The following is a 19,145-nucleotide window of genomic DNA, read 5'->3' as shown; positions in this document are numbered from 1 at the left end:
CCGCCCGCCGAGCCGGGCCAGACCCACCGCGACGTTCGCGGGCGCGCCGCCCGGCCGGGCCGCCAGGACCCCGGCGTCACCGCCGGCCGGCACCAGGTCCATCAGCGCCTCGCCGAGCACGAGGACGGAGCCGGGTCCTGAAGGGGACGTGTCCGTCACGACTCCACCACGATCTTGCGGCCGATCCCCGCCCGGAAGCGCTCGGTCGCCTGCGGGTACTGCTCCAGCGGCAGCCGGTCGCTGATGAACACCGAGGCGTCCAGCACCCCGCTCGCGAAGAGCGCGGCGGCCCGCTCGTAACTGTGGAGCACTGCCATCGAACCGGTGATGGTGATCTCCTGGTTGTAGATCCGGTACGGCTCGATCACCGCGGTCGTGGCGTAGTCGGAGACCCCGAACTGAAGGAACGTGCCGCCCTTGGCGACCCTCCCCAGACCGTCCTGGATCGCCCCGGCGTTGCCCGTGGCGTCGATGACGACGTCCCACCCGCCCGGCCGGTCCAGCTCCTCGGCACGGGCGGCCGAGCCGGTGCAGCCGAGCGTCGTCGCGGTGGCCAGCCGCTGGGCGTTGACGTCCAGCATGTCCACCGACGCGGCGCCGGTGCGCTTTGCCAGCTCCAGCATCATCAGCCCCATGGTCCCGGATCCGTAGATCAGCACCTGGGCCCCGAGATTGCCGCTGAGTACGTCGTAGCCCCGCACCGCGCAGGACAGCGGCTCGATCAACGCCGCGTCCCGGACGTCGATGTGCTCCGGCAGACGTACGCAGTTGGCGACCGGCGCCACCGCGAACTCGGCCGCGCCCCCGGGCACGGTGACGCCGATCGCCGCCCAGTTGTCACAGAGGTTGCCGCGGCCCGAACGGCAGTAGCGGCACTCGTGGCAGTGCAGCGAGGGGTCCACGGCCACCCTGTCGCCGATGGACAGCTCGGTGACGTCCGCACCGAGGCCGACGACCTCCCCGGCGAACTCGTGACCGGGCACGATCGGCAGGGTCGGCGCGAACTCTCCCTGAAGGATGTGGAGATCGGTACCGCACAGCCCGCACGACGCCACCTCGACGACCACGTCGCGGGGACCGGGCGTGGGGTCCGGGACGGTGGTCACGGAGACCTTGCCGGGCGCTTCGACGACGGCTGCCCTCATTTGACTGCTCCCAGGGAGAGGCCCTGGACGAGTTTGTCCTGGGCGGCGTAGCCGGCGACGAGCACCGGCAGGGACACGACCACCGACGCCGCGCACAGCTGGGCGAGGAAGAGGCCCTGGGTGGTGACGAAGGTGGTCAGATGGACGGGTGCGGTCCCGGCGACCACGCCGGTCAGCACCCGGGCGAACAACAGCTCGTTCCAGCTGAAGATGAAGCAGATCAGGGCGGTCGCGGCGATACCGGGACCGGCGACCGGGGCGACGACCCGGCGCAGCACCGTCGGCAGCCGGGCCCCGTCGACCTGCGCCGCCTCGATGATGGAGACGGGCACGTCCGCGAGGAAGGACTGCATCATCCACACCGCGATCGGCAGGTTCATCGAGGTGTAGAGCAGGACCAGCAGCCAGATGTTGTCCAGCAGCCCCGTGTTCTTCGCGAACAGGTACACCGGCAGCAGCCCGGCGACCACCGGCAGCATCTTGGTGGACAGGAAGAAGAACATCACGTCCGTCCACTTGCGCACCCGCCGGATGGACAGCGCGTACGCGGCCGGAAGCGCGAGCAGCAGCACCAGCACGGTCGAGAAGAACGAGGCCGCCAGCGAGTTGACCAGCGGGGGCCACGGCGTCGGGCCGCCTCCGCCGCCGAAGAACGTGCGGTAGCCCTCCAGCGTCAGCGCGGCGGCGAGCGACGGCGGGTTGGTCGCCGCGTCGGCCTCCGCGTGGAAGGACGTCAGCACCATCCACAGGGCGGGCAGACAGAAACCGATCCCCACGACCCAGGCGACGATGCCCAGGGCGGCCGAACGCCGACGGGCCTTGCGCGTCGATGCGTTGACGGATGCGGACGCGGATGCGGATGCGGATGTCACGGTCGAGGCGCTCATGCGCGGCTCGCCTCCTCACGGAAGAGGGAGGAGACCACCCGGAGCGCGAAGGTGGCGATGATGATCGTGCCGATCACCACGACCACACCCGCGGCGGACGCCAGCCCGTACTCATGGGCCCGGTAGAAGGTCTCGTAGACGGTGTACGGGAGATTGGCGGTGCCGAGACCGCCGGAGGTGATCGTGAACACCGCGTCGAAGTTCTGCACGATGTACACCGACCCGAGCAGGATGCCGAGTTCGAGGTAGCGGCGCAGATGCGGCAGGGTCAGGTAGCGGAACATCTGCCAGGGTCCGGCCCCGTCCAGCCGTGCGGCCTCCATGATCTCGGCCGGCCGGCTCTGCAGCCCGGCCAGCAGGATCAGCATCATGAACGGCGTCCACTGCCACACGAGCGAAGCCTCGATGGCGATCAGCGGCATCTCGGACGTCCACTCCGGCTGCGCGATGCTCTCGATGCCGAACAGCTCGCCGAACCAGGTGAGCGCCCCGTTGAACAGTCCGTACTCGGGGTTGTAGAGGGCGTGCTTCCACAGCAGCGCGGCCGAGACCGGCACCAGCAGGAAAGGAGTGATCAGCAGGGTGCGCACGAACCCCCGGCCGAAGAAGGCGCGGTCCAGCAGCAGGGCGAAGACGAGCCCCAGCGCGACACTGACGATCACGACGGACGCGGTCAGGACGACGGTCGTCACGACCGATTCGCGCAACGCCTCATCGGTGAACACCGACGTGTAATTGGAGAAACCGGTGAAGTGGCGCTTCTCCGGCTTGAGGGAGTTCCAGTCGAAGAGCGAGATCACCAGGGTTGCCACGAACGGCAGTTGGGTGACGGCGATCAGGAAGATGAGCGCGGGCAGCAGGGGTGCGCGGGTCGCCCAGGCGCGCCGCCGGTTGCTGCCGCCCGGCTTCTTCGCCGGAGCCGGCCGGGACGTGGCCGCTCGGGTGGCGGTGACGGTCATCGGTATGCCTCCGCGACCTTCTCGGCCAGCTTCTGGGAGGCGGCGAGTGCGGAGTCCACCGACTGGCGGCCCGCGATGGCGGCGCTGATCTCCCGCGCCACCCGGGTGCCCAGATCGGTGAACTCCGGTACGCCGACGAACTGGATGCCCGCCGTCGGGCGCGGCTGGGTGCCCGGATTCCCCGGATCGGCCTCGGAGATGGCCCGCTCGGTGACATCGGCGAACGCGCCCGCCTCCGCCCGGTATTCGGGGTTGGCGTAGGTGGAAGCCCGTTTACCCGCAGGGACGTTGGACCAGCCGCTGGTGGCCCCGACGAGCTCCTCGTACTCCTTGCTGGAGGCCCAGGACACGAACTTCCAGGCGTCGTCGGCCTTCTTGGACGCCTTCTGCAGACCCCAGGCCCAGGTGTAGAGCCAGCCGGAGCTCTCGGTCCGCTCGACGGGGGCCGGGACGTAACCGATCTTCCCCTTCACCGGGGAGCCCTTCGCCTCCAGGGACCCGGCGCCCGCCGTGGCGTCGTACCACATGGCGGTCTTGCCCTGGGTCATGTTGTTCAGACACTCGGCGTACCCGGACTGCGGGGCGCCGAGCTCTCCGTGCTCCCGCACGAGATCGACGTAGAACTTCGTCGCCTTCTTGAACTCCGGTGCGTTCAGGCGCGGTTCCCAGTCCTCGGTGAACCAGGTGCCGCCCATCGTGTTGACGACCGTGGTGAGCGGGGCGATGACCTCCCCCCAGCCCGGCAGCCCGCGCAGGCAGATGCCCTTCATCCCGGGCTCAGCCCCGTCCGTGCGCTCGGCGAGCTTCGCCACCTGCTCCCAGGTCGGCTTCTCGGGCATCGTGAGGCCGTGCTCCTCGAAGACGTCCCTGCGGTACATCAGGAAGGACGACTCGCCGTAGAAGGGCTGGGCGTAGAGCTTGCCGTCCTCGGCGGTCAGCGATTCCCGCAACGGTCGGAGGATGTCCTCCTGGTCGAAGGCGGTGTCGGCCGCCGCGTACACGTCGAGGGGGTGCAGCCAGCCGTTCTTCGCGAAGAAGGGCAGCTCGAAGTTGCTGATGGTGGCGATGTCGTACTGACCGGCCTGGTTGGAGAAGTCCTGGCTGATCTTGTCGCGTACGTCGTTCTCGGGCAGCACCGTGAAGTGGACCTTGATGCCGGTCTCCTCCGTGAAGTGCCGCGCGGTCAGCTTCTGCAGTTCGACCATCTGCGGGTTGTTCACCATCAGTACGTTCAGTGCGTCGCCGCCGCCGAAGGCGGTCCCGCCCGCTCCGGCGCAGCCGGTGGCGAGCAGGGTCAGGGCGGCGGTCATGGCGCAGGCCCGGCCACGGACTCGTGGTCGGCGGCGGCGTCCTGGATGAGGCATGGGGGCTCCTGATCAGTCGTAGCGGCTCGGTGATCGGGTCGTTGTGGGCATGGCGAGCCAGGCCCCGGCGGTGAGGGTGGAGCGGATGTGGGGGTGCGGGAGCCTTGGGGGCGGTGGTACAGGCGGTGGGCCCGGTCAGACGCGGATGACCTGGGGGCCCAGGAGGGAGTAGCGCTGAGCCTCGGCCGAGGGGAGTCCGGCGTCGGTGACGATCGCTTCGAAGTCGCCGACCCCGGCGAACCGGCAGAAGCTCACCGCCCCGAACTTGCTGTGGATCCCGGCGAAGATCCGGCGCCGAGAGCTGCGCAGCGCCTGCGCCTTCACCTCGGCGACGGCGGGGTCCGGGGTGGTGAGGCCGTACCCGCGGGAGATGCCGTTGGCCCCGAGATACGCGAGGTCGATGACGAAGTCCGCGAGCATCCGGGAGGCCCAGTGGTCGACGGTCGCCATCGTCGAGCCCCGCACCCGGCCTCCCAGCAGCAGCACCGAGGTCTTCTCCGCCCCGGCGAGGGAGGTGGCGACGGCCAGGGAAGCGGTGACCACGGTCAGCGGCCGGTCCTGGGGAAACGCCTCGGCGACGAGCTGCGGGGTGAAGCCCTCGTCGACGAAGACCGTCTCGGCGTCGCCGAGCAGATCGGCGGCGGCTGCCGCGATCCGAGACTTCTGCGGAACGTTACGGGTGGTGCGGACGGCGAGCGTGGTCTCGAAACCGGCCGACTCCACCGGGTAGGCGCCGCCGTGGGTCCGGCGGACGAGTCCGTGCTCCTCCAGCACACGCAGATCGCGGCGGACGGTCTCCTTGGCCACCTCGAACAGCTCCGCCAGGGCGTTCACTCCGACCGACCCCTCCCGCCGGGCCGTCTCCAGAATTCCCCGACGGCGTTCCTCGGTGTCCACGGCGCACTTCCCTGGTCGCTGCTGGGCCCGTTGCGGGCGGGGCCCGCTCGTCCGTTCGGGCTCATGTGTCGTTTGTACAAGCAGTCCCAGGGGCACGACCAGCCGCTTCACCAGATCCCCTCGGCCCGTTCGCGCCCGTTTCCCGGGTGTGACACCGCTGGTCACGCCCAGGACGGCCGCCGATCCGGTCGCCCGAGCCGCCCGCTTTCCCGTGATCACCGCCCGAATGGCGCCCGAAGTGCGGAGCCCCGGCCTCCGCGGTGCCGGGAAGAGGGCAGGGGGCACCGGAGGGGCGGGGCCGGGGACGCAGGAGGGCCGGGCGCGGGGCGCAGCCGGAGCGGGGCAGGTCAGGAGAGCATGGCGCTGTCCTCGCCCTCGCTGCGATGGGGCCGGGTCACCGCACCCCTGCCGGGTGTCTCCGGACAGCACCGCTTGGCCCGCCGCCGGAACGGGCCGATCGGCCCGTCACCGGAAGCCGGCCGGGGCGGCTGCTGGCACTGCTTGTGATGCCAGATCGGGAAATCGGCGGCGGTGAACTCGCAACTGGACCGGAGGACGGGGCGGTCCAGGAGCAGGGCCGCTGTACGGCTGACGATCCGGGCCAGCCGGGGCGGCAGCCGGCCGGGCTCGTCGAAGGCGATGCGGTTGAGCTGCCGGAACTGCATCCGGTTGGGCCCGATGGCAGTCGGCATCACCATCGTGCACATCCGCAGCCCGAAGCGCGGCGTGTGGACGTCGGCGTGCAGGCAGCCGAGTTCCGTAGCCGTCCACCGTCACATCGACGGTGAAGTCGCCCACGAACGGCGCCGACTCGTGGGCCGCATGGAGACATGGAACGTCGCGTCGTCGTATGCCACAGGGCCGTCGATCTCAGCCTTCGCCCAGCCGTGCAGGGTGGCGAAGTGCCCGAGGCCGACCGATCCCCACGCGTCCGAAGGTCCTGCCCGTCCCGGAAATCTCAGAAGTCATGGTGTGATCAACAACGGCCCTGTCCACCTATTCCTGGCCGGACCGGATTCACCTGTCCGGGCGTGCTCAGTCCTCCGGGATGTCCTTCATGAACACGACTCCGTCGATGCGGGACAGGTGCGTCGGGTCGAGCGGCGCGTAGCCGAAGTACGGGGACACACGCCGTACGGGACCCGTGGCGCCGACGGCGGCGGCCAGCTCGGAGGCGTCCACCAGGAAAGGCTCGTCCGGGAGCGCGTACAGGATTCCTTCGAGGGTGTCCGGCGGCGGAATGTCGACCCCTTGGTGCCGCATCGTGCCGAAGGCGGTGGCCAGGAAGCCGTACTCCTCGCCCAGACGGGCGTGCACGATGGAGCCCGCGCTCCACCACTCCAGCGGCAGGCCGCCCATCCGCATCGAGCTCATGTCCCGCTGGAGATGGCCGTTGTGGGCGTGCGCCAGGACCGGCCCCCGTTCGGCGAGCGCGAGGAGATTGGCGGCCATCATCTGATCCCGCAGGCCCGTCAGCCGTGCCAGTCGGCCCGGTGAGGTGTCGGCCATCCAGTAGTGGTACCGCAGCAGACCCGAGGCGGCCCGCGCGTGCAGGAGCGCCCGGTCGAACGCGTCCCGCGAGGCCACCGCGATCAGGTGCGGCGTCCACGTGTCGAGCAGCGTCCCCAGGTCGTCGGCGAGCAGCCGCAGTTCCCGGGCCTCGGCCGACCGTCCGAAGGACGCGGACGGATCCAGCATCGCCGCGGGGTCGGTCCACCGGTCGTCGGCGCCGATCAGGCGGTCGAGCGTCTCGGCGGTGCAGGGGAGCAGGCCCGGGTCCACGTGGTCCGCGAGACAGTGGTGCAGCGAGGTGAGGGTTTCCCGGGGGCTCGCGGCGTAGGCCATTTCCAGCGGGCCGTCGAAGCCGGCGAAACGGAGCTGGTCGGACGCGGGCCGGCCGTCGTTGAACGCGCGCATCCAGCTCACCAGTTCACGATTGGCCGCCGACGCCCCGAGACCGTGACCGAACCCCCGCTCCATCACCTCGTCGAGCGTGTCCGCGCCGGCCGTTACGTGGTCGTCCACCAGCAGCCCCGCCACGCAGTCGCTCTCGATGGCGATCGTCCGGTAGCCCTCCCGCTCGACGAGCTGCCGGAAGAGCGCGTTGCGCAGGCGGAGCGGGGCGTCCACCCCGTGGGTGGGCTCGCCCAGGGTCAGTATCCGGGGCGGGGAGGCGAACAGCCCCATGACGGAGGCCGCCTCGACGGCGTGGGCGATGTCCTTGATGTCGTTGGCCATGGCTTCAACCGTATCGTTGAACCCTCGGTTGAAACTTTTCCGCTATATCATGGGGCTCATGCCGCAGAACCCTCAAACAGGTGAGCGCCTCCGGCCCGTCGACCTGGCCCGTCGGCACCGACTGTCGACGCAGGCCGTCAGGAACTACGAGGCGGCGGGGATCCTCCCGGCCGCCGGGCGCACACCCCAGGGCTATCGCACCTACACACCGCTGCACGCGCTCGCCCTCGACGCGTTCCTCGCGCTGGTTCCCGGACATGGGCACGGGACCGCGACGTCGATCATGCGGGCGGTGAACCGCGACGAGCCGGAGGAGGCGTTCCGCCTCGTCGACGAGAGCCACGCCCAGCTCCTGGAGGACCGGCGGACGCTGCACGCCGTAGAGAGGGCCCTCCGCGATCTGGGACCCGGCATCGCACCCGCACCCGACGACGCGTCGAGCCCCGGCGACATGTTCGTGGGACCGCTGGCGGGAAAGCTGGGCATCAGGCCCGCCACACTCCGGAAATGGGAGCGTGCCGGGCTCGTCGCCCCGCGCCGCGACCCGCGAACCGGGTACCGGGTGTACGCCGGGACCGACGTACGGGACGCCGGGCTGGCCCACCAGCTCAGGCGGGGCGGCTACCGGCTGGAGCAGATCGCACCGCTGATCGCCCAGGTCCGGGCGGCCGGCGGCCTGGAGCCGCTGGCGGCCGCCCTGCACGACTGGCACGCCCGGCTGGCCGCCCGCGGGCGGGCCATGCTGGCCGGGGCCGCCGAGCTGGACGCCTACCTCCGCGATCGTGGCGGAGGCGGAGCGGGACGGCCGCCGGGCGTGCACCGTCCGCAAGCGACGTGAGGGGGAGGGTCAGGCGGGCAGCCGCCCCAGCAGCGCCGCGAAGTCGGTGCCCGCGGGGAGCGTGCCGAAGGCCAGCCCCCGGTCCCCGGCGAGGCGGGACGCGCAGAACGCGTCGGCCACCGCCCCCGGAGCGTGCCGCACGAGGAGGGAGCCCTGCAGCACGAGTGCGGCCCGTTCGATGACCCGGCGGGCCCGGAGCTGGGCGTCCTCGGGACGTGCCAGCTCGGCCCGCAGCTCCCGCCAGGCCGCGTCGAGGCGCGCGTCCGCCCCGGCCGCGGCCCCGATCTCGGTGTGGAAGGCCTCCACGGACTCGGGTTCACGTGTCAACGCCCGCAGCATGTCCAGAGCGTTGACATTGCCGGAGCCCTCCCAGATGCCGTTGAGCGGGGCCTCGCGATACAGCCGCGGCATGCCGGACGCCTCGTCGTAACCGTTGCCGCCGAGGCACTCCAGGGCCTCGGCGACCGCGGCGGGCTGCCGCTTGCACACCCAGTACTTGCCGATGGCGGTGGCCAGGCGCAGGAAGGCGCGTTCCCCGCCGTCGCCCCGGTGCGCGCGGTCGGCGGCCCCCGCCAGGCGCAGGGCCAGGGTCGTGGCGGCCTCGGACTCCAGGGACAGGTCCGCGAGGACGTTGCGCATCAGGGGCTGATCGATCAGCTTCGCGCCGAACACCGAGCGGTGGCGTGCGTGGTGGGCCGCCTGCGCGAGCGCGGCACGGGTGCCCGCGGCGGAACCGAGCACGCAGTCGAGCCGGGTCATCGTCACCATGTCGATGATGGTGCGCACACCCTTGCCCTCGTCACCGACGAGCCAGGCCACGGTGTCGTCGAACTCGGGCTCGCTGGAAGCGTTGGAGCGGTTGCCGAGCTTGTCCTTGAGCCGCTGGATGCGGAAGGTGTTGCGGCTCCCGTCGGGGAGCACACGCGGCACCAGGAAGCACGACAGGCCGCCGGGCGACTGGGCGAGCACCAGGAAGAGGTCGTTCATCGGCGCGCTGGTGAACCACTTGTGCCCCCGCAGCCGCCAGCTTCCGTCGGTCTGCTCGGCGGCGGTCGTGCTGTTGGCCCGCACATCGGTGCCGCCCTGCTTCTCCGTCATGCCCATGCCGGCCAGCAGGCCGCGCTTGGCGGCGGGGGCGCTCAGCCCGGGCTCGTACACCCGGCTGGTCAGCAGCGGTTCGTACGTCTTGGCGAGGTCGGGGGAGCGGCGCAGCGCCGGGACGACGGCGTACGTCATCGAGACCGGGCACAGGTGTCCCTGCTCCAGCATCGTGGCCAGCATGAACCCGCCGGCGCGGGCGACATGGGCCCCGGGGCGACCGTCGGCCCAGGCGGCGCCCGCGAGACCCGCGCGCACCGAGGCGTCCATCAGGTGGTGGTAGGCGGGGTGGAACTCGACCTCGTCGACCCGGTGGCCGAAACGGTCGTGGGTACGCAGCTCCGGCTCGTGGCGGTTGGCCAGGTCGGCCCAGTGCTGCGCCTCCTCGCTGCCGACGTAGCGGCCGAAGCGGTGCAGCTCGTCCATGTGCCACTCGGCGCCCTCGCGGCGTATCCCTTCGAGCAGCACCGCGTCGTCGGCGGTGTCGTGGCCGGTGAGCGGAGGCGCCTGGTTCGTCACCTCGTGCGTCACGGCGGTCGGGTTGCTGCGTGGTGCGATGGACGTGGGCATCGAATCTCCTCCGGGAGGCGGGACGGGTGGGTGGGGCACACGGAGTGCGGGGACGACGGATGCGCCAAGTGAGTCAGGGGCCCGCGCCCGCGCAGCGCAGGGCCACGGCGGTCAGGGAGGCGATGAGCCGGTCCGTGTCGTGCGCGGCCGAGGTGCTGAGCGGGTACACGAGTACCTCGCCGATGGCGCCGGTGAGCGCCGCGGCGGTGATCTCCGCGTCCTGGCCGGGCAGCAGGCCGGCGGAGCTCCCCTCGTCGATCACCGCGGCGAACAGGGCCCGGTAGCGGCGCCGGAAAGCGAGACGCTCCGCGCCGACCGCCGGTTCGGCGGGCGCCGCGAGCAGCGCGTACGCCAGGCCGTGGTTCTCCAGGGCACGGCGGGCGAACACCTCCACGCCCTGGCGCAGCCGCTCGACCGGATCACCGTCGCCCTCCAGCACTTCGCCCAGCACGTCCACCTCGCGCTGCGCGGCACGCCGGAAGACCTCCACGGCGAGCGCGGACTTGGACGAGAAGTGCTGGTAGACGGAGCCGGCGGCGATCCCGGCCGCGTCGGCGACCGCCGTCACCGACGCCTGCGCCCAGCCGACTTCCGCCACCACCTCGGTGGCGCGGACGACGAGATGCTCCCGGGCGGCTTCGAGCCGACGAATTTCGGCTGGGGTCTTGCGGTAGGCCATGAAAGAAGTGAACCATCATTCAAAGTTTCCCGCCACGGCCGGTTCCACCGGCCCGGCTCGTCAGGAGAACGTGATGCACCTCAGTGCTCTGCTGGACAGTGTGGCCCGCTCGTCCGGCCCCGAAGAGGCCGTGATCTACCGCGGACAACGGTGGAGCTACCAGGAGTTCGCCCACGCGGCCCGTCGCGCCGCGACCGCGCTGAGCGATGCGGGCCTCCGGCCCGGTGACCGGCTCGCCGTGATGACGTACAACACCCCGGCCTTCCTGTTCGCCGCGTTCGGCGCCTGGTATGTCGGCGCCACGCTGGTGCCGGTCAACCACAAGCTCCAGACCGCGGAGGTCACGCATCAGCTGAGGCACTGCGGTGCCCGGCTCGCGGTCGTCGACGCGGAGATCGGTGAACGCGCGACGGCCGCGGAGGCGGATGTGCGCTGGCTGGTCAGCCACCCGGACACCGCGGCGGACCGGCTCCCGGCCGACTCCTTCGAGGCGCTGGTGGCGGGGGCCGGGCCATGGGCCGGCGAGCCGGGTCCGGACGGCGACGTCGCGCAGATCCTGTACACCTCGGGCACCTCCGGCAGGCCCAAGGGCTGCGTCCACACGCACCGGACCATCGCGCTGACCGCGACGTACACGGCCGCCGCGATCCCCCTCCGCCGCGACGAGCGGTTCCTGATCTGCATGCCGATCTGGCACGCGTCGCCGCTCAACAACTGGGCCCTGGGCACGCTGCTGCTGGGGGCCACGGTCATCCTGCAACGCGAGTACGAGCCCCGAGGCATGCTGGAGACGATCCAGCGCGAGCGGGTCACGGCCATGTTCGGCGCGCCGATCGCCCTGATCGCCCCGCTGAGGGCCGTCGCGGACTTCGCCGACTTCGACCTGTCCTCCGTCCGCGCGTGGATCTACGGTGCGGGCCCCCTCGACGCGGGGACCGCCCGCCACCTCATGAAGGCGTACGGATCGGAGAACTTCCACCAGGTGTACGGGATGAGCGAGACGGGACCCGTCGGAGCCTCGCTCTCCCCGGCCGAGCAGGTGGAGAAGGCCGGTGCGATCGGGCGCGGCGGCATGCCCGGGGTGGATCTGCGGGTCGTACGCCCCGACGGCGCCGACGCCGAGGCCGGACAGACGGGCGAGATCTGGCTGCGCTCGGACACCCGTATGGTCGGCTACCTCGACGACGAAGCGGCCACCGCGGAGGTCTTCACCGGTGACTGGTACCGCTCGGGTGACCTCGGGCGGATCGACGAGGACGGTTTCGTCACCGTCGTGGACCGGATGAAGGACGTGATCATCACGGGCGGCGAGAACGTCGCCTCGCAGGAGGTCGAGGGGGCGTTGCGCGGCCACCCGGACATCCTGGACGTCGCCGTCGTCGGCCGGCCGCACGGTCAGTGGGGCGAGACCGTGGTGGCCGTCGTGGTGCCGCGCGAGGGAGCTCGGCTGGATCTGGAGGGCGTGCGGGAGTGGCTCGGGACGCGGATCGCCCGCTACAAGTTCCCGCGTGAGCTGGTGCTCCGCGACGAACTGCCGCGCACCGCTTCGGGAAAGATCACCAAGTATGTGCTCCGGGCCGAACTGGCCTGACGCACCCGGACGATGAGCCCGGCCCCCCTCATGCCCGGATGATGAGCCCGGCCCTCCGTGTCCGCCCCCGCGCGGGCCCGGCCGCGGCTGCGCGTAGGGCCGGCGGCATGGGCGATGGGGGGGGGGCGACGCGAGCACAGGGGGCCGGGGCGACCGAGGCAGGAGCATGTCACCCGTGCCGGAGTGAGCTGCTCGTTCACCCGAGGACCGAACGCGCCCACCGCGCCGCCGTCGACGAGGCCGTCACCGCGCCGCGCTACGGCACGCTCGGCGTCAACTGCTGGTCGACGTTCGGCTTCCTGCTCGGCTGCACGCCGGGGGGGCGCCCTTCCCGGCCACACCCGCCAGGAGATCGGCGGCGTCGGATTCGCGCACAACGCCTTCATGCCGGAGAACGTCGAGAAGACGGTGCTGCGGGCGCCGTTCGCGCCGTTCCCGCGCGGACTGCTCACCGGGTCCCCGTCGTTGTCCCCGCGCCCGCCGTACCACGTCACCAACCGCACGGGCGCTACGACGATGAAGCGCCTCGCCGACTACGCCACGGCCCCCTCCCCGGTGAAGCTGCCGGGCATCTTCGCCTCGGCACTGCGCGGCTGACCCGGGCCTTCCCCGTCCCGCGCTACGGCAGCGGAATCTCGAAATGCACGGTGCCCACACCAGGACCGTGCTCCCCGGTCGTGCGGGCGTCGAAGACCTCCTTCGCCATGCTGCGCCAGAACGCCTCGGCGCCCGCGACGTCGACGTTGGTGTGCAGGTAGACGCAGTCGTAGCCGGGCGTCCCGGCGGCGAAGGCGCAGGCCCGGTCCACGAGGGTGCGAGCCAGGCCGTGCCGCCGGTGATCCGGGTGTACGTAGACCCGGACGAGCTGTGCGGTGGTGCCCGACGGGTAGCGCTCGGCGAGCCAACGGGGGTGCGGCGGATGGGCCGGCCCCGCCGACCGGATGCCCGTCGTGGCGACGACCTCCCCGTTGTGCAGGGCGACCATCAGCACATGGCGCGGGTCGTCCAGATAGGTGCTCTCGAGGTCGATGACGTCCTGGTGCCACGCGGGTACGTAACCGTAGCCGAAGTCCCGGTAGAAGGTGTCGAGCATGACCCGGCGGGCACCTTCGGCGTCGGCCGGGGTCGCTGGGCGCACGGTGTAGGGGTGCGGGGGACGGTGCATGAGCTCTCCTGTGAACGATCGCGGTTGTGCGGAGGGGCGTGTCGGCTGCCGGCACCTGAAACGGTGCGGGGTGAGGAAGCCCCACTCCGTCAGGTGACAATGAAAACGATTATCGATAGTGTCCTGCTTGGTCAAGCGGCGACACGGTCGCCCTGACCGTGAGATGCCTCAACCGCGCTGTGTGTAAGGGGAGAACGTGGCTCATCTGCTGATGGTCGAGAGCTGGGTCGGATCCATGAGCAGACTGCTGCCACGGGCCGTTCGCGAGGCCGGTCACGAGTTCACCTTCCTGACCCGCGACCTGCACCACTACCTGCGTTCCGCCCCCGAGGGCACCGCGCACCCGCTCCTCGCGGCCCGCCATGTGCTCACCGCGGAGACCAACGACACCGACGCGCTGCCGTCCTTCGTCGAGCAGGCCCATGAGGCGCTGCGCTTCGACGGCGTGATCACCTCCTGCGACTACTACCTCCCGACAGCCGCCCGCATCGCCGGAACGCTGGGGCTGCCCGGCCCCACGCCCGAGTCGGTCGCGAACGCGTGCCGCAAGGACGCGACCCGCCGGGTCCTGGCCCGGGCCGGCGTGCCGGGACCGCGCTTCGCGGTGTGTGCGGACTGGGCCGAAGCCGCCGCCGCGGCCCGGGACATCGGCTACCCGCTGGTACTCAAGCCCGTGGACCTGTGCGCCGGGATGTTCGTCCGCCGTGCCGACGACGAGGCTGCGCTGGCGCACGCCTACCGCGCGCTCGCCGCCTTCCCCGTCAACGCCCGCGGCCAGCACCGTGCCCCCGTGGTGCTGGTCGAAGAGCTCCTCGACGGCCCTGAGGTGAGCGTCGAGACCGTGTCGTTCGGCGGGGCGGTGCACGTCATCGGCGTCACCGACAAGAGCGTCGGCGGCGCACCCGCGTTCATCGAGACCGGACACATGTTCCCGGCCGCCCTGGACGCCGCGGACACCGCGGTCGCGGAGGACACCGCGCGCCGGGCACTGGAGGCACTCGGCCTGGACGAGGCCGTCGCCCACACCGAGATCAAACTGACGGCCGACGGACCACGCCTGGTCGAGGTCAACCCCCGGCCGGCCGGCAACCGCATCACCGAGCTCGTCCGGCACGTGACCGGCATCGACCTCGCCGCCGCCTGCGTGGACGTGGCCCTCGGCCGCGAGCCGGACCTGCGCCGCCGCGCCACCGGACTGACCAGCGCGGCGATCGGTTTCCTGGTGCCGGACCAGGACGGAGTTCTGGAGACCGTCGACGGCGCCGACGCGGTCCGCGCGGCGGGGGGCCTGCTCGAACTCCAGCTCGCCGACGCCGGCAAGGCCGTCACGGCCGCGGGCAGCAACAACGAATATCTCGGCCACGTCATGGCCGGAGACGCCCGGGGCGCGGGCGCCCGCGCGAGCGTCGAAGCCCTCCTCACGCAGCTGCGCCCCCGGGTGGTGACCCGATGACCGCCCTCACCGGCGCAGGCCCCCTGGCCACCTCGTACGACGACCTCGAAGAGCGCGTCCTGGCCGGAGCCCTCGGCCCCGGCCCGCGCACCCAGCGGATCTCGGTGGCCTTCACCACCCGGCAGGCGGTCCGGCACGAAGGCCGCGGCTCCCGTTACCGCAACGAAGTGCTCGGCCTGCGCCTCGCCGAAGCCGTGGGCTCCTGTGCCGTCGAGCCCGGAGAGCTGCCCGACGGCGCCGTCGAGGACTGCGTCGGCGCGGACATCGCCGCACTGCTGGCACACGAGCTGGCGCCGGTCCGCGTCGCCGCCCTCGACTCCTACCTCATGCACACGCTGCCGCACACTCCCGCCCACGGCGCACACCCCTGCCGGCTGCCCGCCGGTACGTCCCTGGAGAAGTCCCGGGCGCGGGCCGAGGCCGTGGTCGAGCTGATCGACGCCGCGCCCGGAGCGACCGTGCTCGTGGTCGGCGTCGTCAACTCGCTGCTGGAGGCCCTGCGGTCGCGCGGACTCGCGTACATCCCCTGCGACCTCAAGGGCGGCACGACCGAATGGGGCGAGCCCGTACGCACCGACGCCCTGGCGGAGCTGGAGCGCTGCGACGCGGTCCTCGCCTCCGGCATGGTCCTCGGCAACGGCACCTTCGAGCCGCTGCGGCAGCGGGCCCAGCACCACGGCACGCCCCTGGTGATGTTCGCGCAGACCGGCAGCGCGGTCCTGCCCCGCCTGATCGGCTCCGGAGTCAGCGCCGTGTGCGCGGAGCCGTACCCCTTCTTCTGGCTGGACGGCGGCCCGGGGACCATCCACCGCTACGGGAGCACCCTGTGACCACGGCAGTCCTCGCAACCGCGGCCACCACGGGCAACCGGACCGCAGGGACCACGGGTAACCGGGAACTCCTCGATCTGCTCGGCCGGACCCCGCTCGCCCATGTCACCGTCGACCTGCCGTGCCCGCAGCCCGGTTTCTGGGCCAAACTCGAAGGGCTCGGCGTCGGCGGCATGAAGGCACGGGCCGCCGTCTCCATGCTCCTGGGCGCCGAGAAGCGCGGCGAACTACGCCCGGGCGCACCCGTGGTGGAGTCCACCTCCGGGACGCTCGGCATCGGGCTGGCCTTCGCCGGGCAGGCCCTCGGCCACCCGGTCGTGCTGGTCGGCGACATCGAGCTGGAGCCGTCGATGCGCCAACTGCTGCGCGCCCACGGGGCCCGCCTGGAGCTTGTCGACCGTCCGGAGGCCGAGGGCGGCTGGCAGGCCGCCCGACTGACCCGGCTGCGTGAACTCCTGACGCGGCTCCCGGACGCGTACTGGCCCGACCAGTACAACAACCCCGACAACAAGGCCGGTTACGCCTCCCTCGCGGCCGAACTGGTCGACCGGCTCGACCACCTCGACGTACTGGTGTGCAGCGTCGGAACCGGCGGCCACAGCGCCGGGATCATCGGCCCGCTGCGCCGCCACTGGCCCCGCCTGCGGCTTATCGGCGTGGACGCCACCGGCTCGACGATCTTCGGCCAGCCTGCCCGCGCCCGGCTGATGCGGGGCCTGGGCAGCAGCATCCACCCGCGCAACGTCGCCTACGACGCCTTCGACGAGGTCCACTGGGTCGGCCCCGCCGAGGCCGCCGACGCGTGCCGACGGCTGGCCCGTTCCTCCTTCGTCAGCGGAGGCTGGAGCACCGGGGCCGTCGCCCTCGTCGCCGCCTGGGCCGCCCGCGTCCACCCGGGCGCGGTGGTCGCCACGGTCTTCCCCGACGGGCCGCACCGCTACCTCGGCAGCGTGTTCGACGACGACTTCGCCGCCACCCACGGCATCGAACCGGCCACCGCCGCCACACGCCCCGTCGAGATACCGCACCCCAAGGCCGTGGAGGCCACCGGCTGGGCCCGGTGCGGCACGGTCACCGACCCGGTCGTCGCGCCCCCGGAAGAGAACCCGTGAAGGCGGCTCAGCGCACCGTGCGCCTGGAACTCACCGAGCCGCTGCGCATATCCCGCTCCACGATGGCGGCCCGCGAGGCCGTCTGGCTGACCATCGAGCACCAGGGACTGCAAGGTCACGGTGAGGCCGTCACCAGCGTGTACTACGGCCTGGACGCCGAGACCCTCGGGCGGCTGCTGCACGCGGAGTCCCCGTGGCTGGCCCGCTTCGCCGACCCCGAGACCGCCCTGGAGTCCCTCCGGGCCGGCACCGATAGGCCCGCCGCCCCGCCGGCCGTGACGGCAGCCGTCGAGGCGGCGCTGCTAGACCTCGTCGGCAAACGCGCGGGCCTCCCTGTCCACCGTCTCCTGAGCACCCACGGAACACCGCCCTCCGCCGCGACCGCCCGCACCATCGGCATCACCACACCGGAACGGGCCGGAAACCAGGCGCGACGCCTCGTACGGGACGGATTCTCGATCCTGAAGATCAAGGCCGGCACCCCGGACCCGGCCGAGGACCTGGCCCGCGTACGGGCCGTGCGCGCCGCCGCCCCCCACACCCGGCTGCTGCTGGACCCCAACGGCGCGTGGACCGTCCAGGAGTCCGCGCGGCTGCTTCCCCTCTACGCCGAGCTGGGCGTCGAGGCCGTCGAGCAGCCGCTGCCGCCCGGCGATCCCGAGGCGCTGGCACAACTGGCGGAACACTCGCCGCTGCCGGTCATCGCCGACGAGGACGCGACCGGCTTCGAGGACGCCCGCCGCCTCGCCGGACGCGTCCAGGGAATCAACGTCAAACTCGCCAAGTGCGGCGGCGTCGGCGCCGCCCTCCGCATCGCCGAACTGATCGCGGACACCGGAACCGAGCTGATGCTCGGCTGCCTGACCGCCAGCACCCTCGGCATCGCCCCCGCAGTCCACCTCGCCGACCGAGCCCGCTGGGTCGACCTCGACGGTCACCTGCTGCTCGCCGTCGATCCGTGGACGGGCATCGGCGGCGGCGACGGCACGGTACGCGCCGGCCGAGGCCCGGGGCTCGGCGTGCGCCGGAGTCGCGCCGAGAAGGCTCCGGAATGAAGACGTGGCACGAGATACGCGGCTTCCCGCTCGCGATACGGCTCCTCCTGGTCAACCAACTGGGCGTCAACACCGGTTTCTACCTGCTGATCCCGTACCTCGCCCTGCACATGGGCGAGAACCTCGGAATGTCGGCGGCCGTCGTCGGCATCGTGCTCGGCGTGCGCAACCTCAGCCAGCAAGGGCTGTTCCTCATCGGCGGAACGGCGTCCGACCGGCTCGGAGCGCGCGGTGTCATCATCACCGGATGCGCCCTGCGCACCGTCGGCTTCGGACTGTTCGCGCTCGGTGACCAACTGCCCGTGCTCCTCGCCGCTTCGGTGCTCAGCGGCCTGGCCGGGGCACTCTTCAACCCGGCCGTACGGGCCTATCTCACCCTGGAGGCGGGGGAGCGCGGGGCGGAGGCGTTCGCCCTGTTCAACGTCTTCGCCACCACCGGCGCCCTGATCGGACCGCTGCTCGGCAGCGCCCTGCTGCTGGTCGACTTCCGCGCCTCGGCACTCACCGCGGCCGGGATCTTCGCGGTGCTCACCGTCGCCCAGGCCCTGGTGCTCCCGGCCCGGCACGTCGCGCCGACCGGGAACAGCGTCCTGGCCGACTGGCGCGAGGTGATCGGCAACCGGGGCTTCCTCGCCTTCGCCCTGGCCATGGTCGGCATGTTCACCCTGGAGAACCAGCTGTACCTGCTGCTGCCCGACGGGGCCCGGCGGGCGACCGGCTGGGAAGGCGCGGCCGGACTCGTCTTCCTCGTCGGCGCCCTCGCCCACCTCGGTCTTCAGCTGCGCATCACCCGCGCACTGAAGGGGCGGGGAAGCAGGGGGCGCTGGATCAGCGCCGGACTCGTGCTGATGACCCTCTCGTTCGTACCGCCGATGGCCGTATCGGGAATCGGTACGCCCCCCGACGGCCTCGCGGAGACAGCCTGGCGCGCCCTGCCCGTCCTGGCCGGTGCCCTACTGCTCCACCTGGGCGTGATGACGGCCCAGCCGTTCGTGATGGAACTCATCCCCGGCTTCGGCCGGTCCGAACTCACCGGCACCTACTTCGGCCTCTTCTACGTGGTCTCCGGCATCGCGGCCGCCGTCGGCAACGCCCTCGTCGGCTGGGCCATGGACGCCGGCGAGCGCGCGGCGATGCCGTGGCTGCCGTGGGCGTGCTGCCTGGCTGTCGGCCTCACCTCCGCCGCCGGCGTCGCCCGGCTGCACCGTCGCCGGGTCCTTCCCACCCGCCCCGTACCCACAACCGCACCCGCGTCAGCATGAGG

General features: G+C 71.9%; 17 protein-coding genes and 2 pseudogenes (1 of these 19 only partly in view). 8 read left to right on the top strand and 11 right to left on the bottom strand.

The window, feature by feature from the left end; genetic code table 11:
* From B9S58_RS14030 to B9S58_RS13995, 8 genes and pseudogenes are all read right to left on the bottom strand, one after another.
* Positions 1–159, bottom strand: a pseudogene (locus B9S58_RS14030) (PfkB family carbohydrate kinase) (it extends 772 nt beyond the left edge of the window).
* Complete coding sequence (locus tag B9S58_RS14025; RefSeq protein WP_103532446.1) at positions 156–1,145, bottom strand: zinc-dependent alcohol dehydrogenase family protein; 990 nt, start codon at positions 1,143–1,145, stop codon at positions 156–158. The pseudogene B9S58_RS14030 and the gene B9S58_RS14025 overlap by 4 nt, the downstream one beginning before the upstream one ends.
* The gene (locus tag B9S58_RS14020) at positions 1,142–2,032 is read right to left on the bottom strand and encodes a carbohydrate ABC transporter permease (RefSeq protein WP_103532445.1); all 891 of its coding nucleotides are present in this window, start codon (positions 2,030–2,032) and stop codon (positions 1,142–1,144) included. Before B9S58_RS14020 ends, B9S58_RS14025 begins: the two co-directional genes overlap by 4 nt.
* Positions 2,029–2,991 carry a carbohydrate ABC transporter permease gene (locus B9S58_RS14015; protein WP_103532444.1) on the bottom strand — a complete coding sequence of 321 codons (963 nt, stop codon included), beginning with the start codon at positions 2,989–2,991 and terminating at the stop codon, positions 2,029–2,031. The genes B9S58_RS14020 and B9S58_RS14015 overlap by 4 nt, the downstream gene beginning before the upstream one ends.
* Positions 2,988–4,355 carry a sugar ABC transporter substrate-binding protein gene (locus B9S58_RS14010; protein WP_103532443.1) on the bottom strand — a complete coding sequence of 456 codons (1,368 nt, stop codon included), beginning with the start codon at positions 4,353–4,355 and terminating at the stop codon, positions 2,988–2,990. The genes B9S58_RS14015 and B9S58_RS14010 overlap by 4 nt, the downstream gene beginning before the upstream one ends.
* A gap of 135 nt (positions 4,356–4,490) precedes the next feature.
* The gene (locus tag B9S58_RS14005; protein WP_103532442.1) at positions 4,491–5,252 is read right to left on the bottom strand and encodes a DeoR/GlpR family DNA-binding transcription regulator; all 762 of its coding nucleotides are present in this window, start codon (positions 5,250–5,252) and stop codon (positions 4,491–4,493) included.
* Between the two features lie 347 nt (positions 5,253–5,599).
* Positions 5,600–6,172 (bottom strand): annotated as a pseudogene (locus tag B9S58_RS14000) ((2Fe-2S)-binding protein); the annotation flags it as partial.
* 115 nt (positions 6,173–6,287) lie between these two features.
* Positions 6,288–7,490 (bottom strand): erythromycin esterase family protein, encoded by a 1,203-nt coding sequence (locus B9S58_RS13995; protein ID WP_103532441.1) that lies wholly within the window; start codon positions 7,488–7,490, stop codon positions 6,288–6,290.
* Positions 7,491–7,548: 58 nt separating this feature from the next.
* Between B9S58_RS13995 and B9S58_RS13990 the strand changes: the two genes are divergently transcribed.
* A complete protein-coding gene (locus tag B9S58_RS13990; RefSeq protein WP_103532462.1) occupies positions 7,549–8,328 on the top strand; it encodes a TioE family transcriptional regulator in 780 nt (259 codons plus the stop codon).
* Between the two features lie 9 nt (positions 8,329–8,337).
* Here B9S58_RS13990 and B9S58_RS13985 read toward each other — a convergent pair whose 3' ends face one another.
* The gene (locus tag B9S58_RS13985) at positions 8,338–9,996 is read right to left on the bottom strand and encodes an acyl-CoA dehydrogenase family protein (RefSeq protein WP_103532440.1); all 1,659 of its coding nucleotides are present in this window, start codon (positions 9,994–9,996) and stop codon (positions 8,338–8,340) included.
* Between the two features lie 73 nt (positions 9,997–10,069).
* Positions 10,070–10,675 (bottom strand): TetR/AcrR family transcriptional regulator, encoded by a 606-nt coding sequence (locus tag B9S58_RS13980; RefSeq protein WP_103532439.1) that lies wholly within the window; start codon positions 10,673–10,675, stop codon positions 10,070–10,072.
* Positions 10,676–10,748: 73 nt separating this feature from the next.
* Here B9S58_RS13980 and B9S58_RS13975 point away from each other — a divergent pair, with 73 nt between their 5' ends.
* Positions 10,749–12,266: a class I adenylate-forming enzyme family protein gene (locus B9S58_RS13975; RefSeq protein ID WP_103532438.1), complete on the top strand. Its 1,518-nt coding sequence runs from the start codon at positions 10,749–10,751 to the stop codon at positions 12,264–12,266.
* 384 nt (positions 12,267–12,650) lie between these two features.
* Entirely contained in the window at positions 12,651–12,863 is a 213-nt protein-coding gene (locus tag B9S58_RS39055) for a hypothetical protein (protein WP_258044485.1), read from the top strand.
* Between the two features lie 22 nt (positions 12,864–12,885).
* Here the strand turns inward: B9S58_RS39055 and B9S58_RS13965 are convergent, their stop codons facing one another.
* Positions 12,886–13,431, bottom strand: a complete 546-nt coding sequence (locus B9S58_RS13965) for a GNAT family N-acetyltransferase (RefSeq protein WP_103532437.1) — start codon at positions 13,429–13,431, stop codon at positions 12,886–12,888.
* A gap of 196 nt (positions 13,432–13,627) precedes the next feature.
* On the opposite strand from B9S58_RS13965, the gene B9S58_RS13960 reads away from it, so the two are divergent.
* From B9S58_RS13960 to B9S58_RS13940, 5 genes are read left to right on the top strand one after another with little or no spacing between them, the layout of a single operon-like run.
* Entirely contained in the window at positions 13,628–14,884 is a 1,257-nt protein-coding gene (locus B9S58_RS13960) for an ATP-grasp domain-containing protein (RefSeq protein WP_103532436.1), read from the top strand.
* A complete protein-coding gene (locus B9S58_RS13955; RefSeq protein ID WP_103532435.1) occupies positions 14,881–15,714 on the top strand; it encodes a Rossmann-like domain-containing protein in 834 nt (277 codons plus the stop codon). Before B9S58_RS13960 ends, B9S58_RS13955 begins: the two co-directional genes overlap by 4 nt.
* Positions 15,711–16,826, top strand: a complete 1,116-nt coding sequence (locus B9S58_RS13950) for a PLP-dependent cysteine synthase family protein (protein WP_374935675.1) — start codon at positions 15,711–15,713, stop codon at positions 16,824–16,826. Before B9S58_RS13955 ends, B9S58_RS13950 begins: the two co-directional genes overlap by 4 nt.
* Positions 16,823–17,881 carry a dipeptide epimerase gene (locus B9S58_RS13945; RefSeq protein WP_103532434.1) on the top strand — a complete coding sequence of 353 codons (1,059 nt, stop codon included), beginning with the start codon at positions 16,823–16,825 and terminating at the stop codon, positions 17,879–17,881. The genes B9S58_RS13950 and B9S58_RS13945 overlap by 4 nt, the downstream gene beginning before the upstream one ends.
* Positions 17,878–19,143 carry an MFS transporter gene (locus B9S58_RS13940; protein WP_103532433.1) on the top strand — a complete coding sequence of 422 codons (1,266 nt, stop codon included), beginning with the start codon at positions 17,878–17,880 and terminating at the stop codon, positions 19,141–19,143. Before B9S58_RS13945 ends, B9S58_RS13940 begins: the two co-directional genes overlap by 4 nt.
* Positions 19,144–19,145: the final 2 nt, after the last annotated feature.

Origin of the sequence: Streptomyces sp. SM11, assembly GCF_002910905.1 — a bacterium.
Lineage (GTDB): Bacteria > Actinomycetota > Actinomycetes > Streptomycetales > Streptomycetaceae > Streptomyces.
Note: the sequence above shows the minus strand (reverse complement) of the source record. Positions and strands in the feature narration are given on the sequence as shown.